General features: G+C 76.5%; 4 protein-coding genes and 1 pseudogene. All 5 read left to right on the top strand.

The features are described 5' to 3' along the window. The first annotated feature begins 133 nt into the window (after positions 1–133). A complete protein-coding gene (locus tag ACO1BR_RS15895; protein ID WP_426795708.1) occupies positions 134–1,900 on the top strand; it encodes a DUF3492 domain-containing protein in 1,767 nt (588 codons plus the stop codon). A gap of 76 nt (positions 1,901–1,976) precedes the next feature. Further along, positions 1,977–3,119 carry a hypothetical protein gene (locus tag ACO1BR_RS15890; protein ID WP_426795707.1) on the top strand — a complete coding sequence of 381 codons (1,143 nt, stop codon included), beginning with the start codon at positions 1,977–1,979 and terminating at the stop codon, positions 3,117–3,119. Between the two features lie 226 nt (positions 3,120–3,345). Continuing rightward, the gene (locus tag ACO1BR_RS15885; protein WP_426795706.1) at positions 3,346–4,305 is read left to right on the top strand and encodes an NAD-dependent epimerase/dehydratase family protein; all 960 of its coding nucleotides are present in this window, start codon (positions 3,346–3,348) and stop codon (positions 4,303–4,305) included. 338 nt (positions 4,306–4,643) lie between these two features. Further along, positions 4,644–4,800, top strand: a pseudogene (locus ACO1BR_RS15880) (spherulation-specific family 4 protein); the annotation flags it as partial. Between the two features lie 97 nt (positions 4,801–4,897). Next, positions 4,898–5,654, top strand: a 757-nt coding sequence (moeB, locus tag ACO1BR_RS15875; protein ID WP_426795705.1) for a molybdopterin-synthase adenylyltransferase MoeB, incomplete at its 3' end; no start/stop codon positions are given.

Below are 5,654 nucleotides of genomic sequence, written 5' to 3'. Positions count from 1 at the left end.
CCCCCCCCCCCCCCCCCCCCCCCCCCCCCCCCCCCCCCCCCCCCCCCCACCGGCCCCTTTGCGTAGCTTCTTCCTGCGGTGACGGGGAGACCGTCGCGCCAGGACGCCGATATGGGAGGACGGGGGTGCAGTCGTGCGCATTGGACTGCTCACCGAGGGTGGCTATCCGTATGCGTCAGGTGAGTCGCACGAGTGGTGCGACCGGCTCGTGCGCGGGCTCACCGGCCATGACTTCGAGATCTACGCGCTGACCGCCGACGCCCGCCAGGAGACCGGGGGCCGCCGCGGGCACCGCGAACTGCCGGACCACGTAAGACTGGTGGGGCAGGCGCCGCTGTCGGGCGACTTCCCGGCGGAGTGCCGGCGGCCCGCCGAGGACCGCCGGGGCCGCGCCGCCGGGCGCCGCACCCGGCGCCGCTTCGCCGGGCACTTCGGCGACCTGGTGGCGGCCTTCGCCACCCCGCCGGCGGTGGAGCGCACCGCCGTGGGCGGTGAGGCGGACCGTTTCGCCAGCGGCCTCTACGGGCTCGCCGAACTGGCCCGGGCCGGCGCCGCGCTGCCCGCCCTGCTCCGCTCCGAGGAAGCCGTCCGCACCCTCGAAGGCATCTGCCGCGGCCCCGGCGCCCTGCCCGCCGCCCGGGGCGCGCAGCTCACCGACCTGCTCGCGGTCGCCGACGCGCTGGAATCGGCGCTGCGCCCGCTGTCCCTGGACTGGTACGGCGAGACCGGGCTGGCCCGGGTGGATCTGTGCCATGCCACCTCGGGCGGTGCCGCCGCCCTCCCGGGACTGCTGGCCAGGCGCTTCTTCGGTACCCCCCTCCTGGTCACCGAGTACGGCGTACGGCTGCGCGAGCACTATCTCGCGCCCGCCGCGGAGCCGGTGAGCGCACCGGTACGTGCGCTGCTCGCCGCCTTCCGGCGCGCACTGGCCGCCGAGACCTATGCGCAGGCCGCGCTGATCACCCCCGGCAACACCCACGCCCGCCGCTGGCAGGAGCACTGCGGCGCGGACCCGGCCCGGCTGCGGACGGTCTACCCGGGTATGGACGCGGGCCGGTTCGCCGAGGTCGCGGACGCCGCGGCGGACGACTCCCGGACGCTGGTGTGGGTCGGTGACATCGAGCCCGCCAAGGACCTCATCGGACTGCTGCACGCGTTCGCGGAGGTCCGCCGGGCCGAACCGGCCGCCACACTGCGGATCATCGGCGGCCTCGGCGACGACCCGGAGGCGGCCGGGTACCGCGCCCAGTGCCGGGCGCTGGCCGCCCAGCTCTTCCCGGACGAGGCGGCCGACGCCCGTACGGCCGGCGAGAGCCCGGTCGGCTTCGAGGAGATCGGCAGCCCCGACGCGCCCACCCTGGAGGCCGCCTACGCCTCCGGGACGGTGCTGGTGCTCTCCAGCGCCGTCGAGGGCTTTCCGCGCTCCCTGGTGGAGGGGATGTTCTGCGGCCGGGCCACGGTCTCGACCGACACCGGCGCGGTCTGCGAAGTCATCGGCGGCACCGGCCTGGTGGTCCCGCCGCGCAATCCGCGCGCGCTGGCCGACGCCTGCCGGGCGCTGCTCGCCGACCCGGACCGGCGGGCCCGCCTCGGCGCCGCGGCCCGGGCCAGGGCCCTCGAACTCTTCACCGTCGAGCAGAACGTGGCGGCGTTCCGCGGCATCTATCTGGACCTGATCTCGCACGCGCCGGCCGGCCCGGCGGCGTACCGCGCGAGGGCCCGGGACGGCGTACCGCGACCCTTCGAGCGCCCCGCCGAGTCCCATGTGCCCGGCCGCTGGGCCGCCGCGGGCCCGGCCCCCCGCAGGCCCAGCTGGGCGCTGGCGGACGGGGAGTGCCGGCGGGCCCGGCGCAAGCGGTACGGCGCGGCCGGCGAGCCGGCGGTGCGGCAGGCGTGGTGAGGGCGGCGGACATGGCAGCGGCGACGGGTGCGGGGGACATGGTCCGCGCGGACGGGCCAGGGAGAGGAGACGGCGTATGACCGCCGACCCGGTGAAGATCCTGATGTACCGTCACCGTGCCCTGTGCGAAAGGGCCGTTGACCCGCTGGAGATCGCCGCCGGTCTGGAGGCGCACGGCGTCACCGACCGGACGGCCGCGCGCTTCCGGCACCGCGACGTCTTCTCGCTGGCCGAGGAGCTGTACGCCCGGGTGCCGCGCGCCGGGCAGGACACCTCCGCGGACGCGCCCGGCCCGGCGGAACGCGAACCCGGGCCGGCGTCCGGGGAGCTCCCGCCGTGCCGGGCCGTGCGCGGGGCGGTGCAGCTGCTGCCGGGCGCGGTGTGCGCCGCGGCGGTCGCCGCCCATGAGTCCACCGCCGGATCAACCACCCTCGTGCGCACGGGAGTCGACGCCGCCGGGCTGCTGCTGGTCGTGCTCGCCCTGCGGCTGGCCCTGCGGTCCGGGCCGCTGCGGCTGCGGCGCGGCGCCGCCGGGTCGCGTACGGCGGTGTTGTGGGCCGGCTGGACGGCGGCGTACGCGGTCTACGGCGACTGGCTGCTCGGGCAGCTGCTCGCCGGCGGGCCCGATCTGCCGTCCGCCCACCCGCGGGCCGCCGTCGCGAGCGCGGTGGGGCTGGCCTGCGCGCTCGCCCCGGCGGCCGGGTGCGCCCACTGGTTCGCGGTGCGCGGCCGGCGCGGGCTGGCCGCCAGCCGCGGGCTGACCGAACTCGCCGCCCGGGTAAGGCCGTTGCTGGCCGGGGTCACCCTGGTCTTCCTGGGGGCGATGGCGGCGCTGCTGGCCGCGGCCCGGCTCGCCTTCGGGGGCACGGCGGACGGCTGGACCGCCGTCCCCGCCGCGACCGCCCTCGGCGTCCTGCTCTTCCTCGCCCGGCTGCTCGCCGTCCACGGCTTCCCGCGGGCCGCCGCCACGGGTATCGGCACCGCCGCCGCCCTGGAGGCGCTGGCGCCGGCGCTCGTGCTGGCCGCCCGGCTCCCCGGTCTGGCGCCGCTCGGCACCCCGGTGGCGGCGCTGACCGGCGCCGCCGGACCGGCCGCCGTCCCCGCCGTCGCCTGCACGGCCGCCGCGCTCGGCCTCCTCGTCCACGGCCTGCGGGTGCTCACCGGCGCCTGCGCGCACCCGCCGGCGCCCCTCGCGCCGGCCGAGGCGGGCCGGCCGTGACCGCAGACCACGCACCACCCCCGGGGCGGCGCCCCGATGCCGCCGCCCTCAAATCCCCGGTCCCCGTCGCCGCGGACCCCACCCCCACGTGGCCCCCGCCCCCAGGGGCGGACGCCGAACCCGCGGCCGGAGCCGGAGGAATTCCCCCGCTTCCCTCGATCCGCATGAGGAGTCGACATATGAACGTCCACCCGACCGCACGCCACAGGCACCGGGGGGCCGCACGATGAGGGTGCTGCTCATCGGCGCCAACGGCTACCTCGGCCGCTATGTCGCCGACCGCCTGCTCGCCGACCCCGCCGTCCAGCTCACCGCCCTCGGCCGGGGCGACGACGCCGACGTACGCTTCGACCTGGCCACCGGCAGCCCCGGTGCGCTCACCCGCTTCCTGGACGCGGTGCACCCCGGCGTGGTCGTCAACTGCGCGGGCGCCACCCGCGGCGGCGCCCGGGAACTGACCCGGCACAACACCGTCGCGGTCGCCACCATCTGCGAGTCGCTCCGCCGCAGCGGCTGCGGCGCCCGCCTCGTCCACCTGGGCTGCGCCTCCGAGTACGGGCCCTCGCAGCCCGGCTCGTCCACCGCCGAGGACGCGGTGCCGCGCCCCGGCGGGCCGTACGGGGTCAGCAAGCTGGCCGCCACCGAACTGGTCCTGGGCTCCGGGCTCGACGCCGTCGTGCTGCGGGTCTTCTCGCCCGTCGGCCCCGGTACCCCGGCCGGGTCGCCGCTGGGCCGGCTCGCCGAGGCGATGCGCCGGGCGATGCAGTCCGGCGACAACGAACTCAAGCTCGGCGGGCTCGGCGTACAGCGCGACTTCGTCGACGTACGGGACGTGGCCCGGGCGGTGCACGCCGCCTCGCTGTCCGCCGCGCAGGGCGTGGTCAACATCGGCACCGGCCGCGCGGTACGGCTGCGGGAGGCCGCGGCGGTGCTCGCCCGGGTCGCCGGCTTCGGCGGCTCGCTGCACGAACTCGACTCCCCGCCGGCTCGGTTGCTGATCCCCGGCCCGGGCCCCGAGGGGCATCCGATGGGCTCGCCGCCCGCCACCTACCCGTATCCGGACGGCTGCGGCACCTGGCAGCAGGCCGACGTCCGCACCGCCCGCGACCGGCTCGGCTGGCGCCCCCGCATCGGACTGGAGGAGTCGCTGGCCGACATCTGGATGGAGGCGGCGTGCCGTATCTGAGCACCCCCTGGACACCCTCCGCGCGCCTACGGGGGCCGAGCCGCCGGGCGTAGGGGTGCGCGGCTTCGCGCCTCCTCCCCCAGCTGCCGCTGGGAGGTGCCCCCAGCCGGCGCCGGGGGAGTGAGTGGTCCGCACCGCTGCGTTGCGCCCGCCGGGCCGGTGCCGGAGCCCGGAAGAGGGGGTTCCGGCCGCCGGCCGCCGGCCGGTGGCGCGGCGGTACCGGGCGGTGCCGAACGTCCCGGGCGGGCCAGGGGCCCGTCCGGGACCCGCACCGCACACCGGCCGCCGCCCTGATCCGTGAGACGGGTGTCCGCCTGCTGGGACACCTGGGCCCGCCGGACGAGGCGCCGCGGATCGCACGCCGGCAGGGGGCGGGCGCCGGGGCGTTCACCGGCCGTCGCGCCGCCGGTGCGGGGCCGCGGTGATGCCGCGGAGTCGCTGCCCGGTTACTGGGACACATTCGTCTCGCGCATCGGACCGGGTGTCTCGGAATGAAGAAGGGCGTGGCAGTGTTACGGGGAGAACCATCTCCGCCGTTCCCGGCTCCGGCCAGGGCGGGGGAACCCCATCGAGACCGACCAACGGAGTCCCCGTGTCGCTGCCACCCCTGGTCGAGCCCGCTCCGGAGCTCACCGTCGACGAGGTCCGCAGGTACTCCCGCCACCTGATCATCCCCGACGTCGGGATGGACGGGCAGAAGCGGCTGAAGAACGCCAAGGTGCTGTGTGTCGGCGCCGGTGGCCTGGGCTCGCCCGCGCTGATGTACCTGGCCGCGGCCGGTGTCGGCACTCTGGGCATCGTCGAGTTCGACGAGGTCGACGAGTCGAACCTGCAGCGCCAGATCATCCACAGCCAGGCGGACATCGGCCGCTCCAAGGCCGCGTCCGCCAAGGACACGGTGCTGGGCATCAACCCGTACGTCACGGTCAACCTGCACGAAGAGCGCCTCGACTCCACCAACGTCATGGAGCTCTTCGCCCAGTACGACCTGATCGTGGACGGCACCGACAACTTCGCCACCCGCTATCTCGTCAACGACGCCTGCGTACTGCTGAACAAGCCGTACGTCTGGGGTTCGATCTACCGCTTCGACGGCCAGGCGTCGGTGTTCTGGAGCGAGCACGGCCCCTGCTACCGCTGCCTGTACCCGGAGCCCCCGCCGCCCGGCATGGTGCCCTCGTGCGCCGAGGGCGGTGTGCTCGGTGTGCTGTGCGCCTCCATCGGCTCGATCCAGGTCAACGAGGCCATCAAGCTGCTCGCCGGCATCGGTGAGCCGCTGGTCGGCCGCCTGATGATCTACGACGCGCTGGAGATGCAGTACCGCCAGGTCAAGGTCCGCAAGGACCCCA

This window comes from Streptomyces sp. YGL11-2, assembly GCF_050054615.1.
Taxonomy (GTDB): Bacteria; Actinomycetota; Actinomycetes; order Streptomycetales; family Streptomycetaceae; genus Streptomyces.
This window is presented reverse-complemented; position numbering and strand designations above follow the sequence as displayed.

Bases quoted from the DNA above. Each gene is read 5' to 3' on its own strand.
- ACO1BR_RS15890 (WP_426795707.1), top strand. From the start codon at position 1,977: ATGACCGCCGACCCGGTGAAGATCCTGATGTACCGTCACCGTGCCCTG.
- ACO1BR_RS15885 (WP_426795706.1), top strand. From the start codon at position 3,346: ATGAGGGTGCTGCTCATCGGCGCCAACGGCTACCTCGGCCGCTATGTC.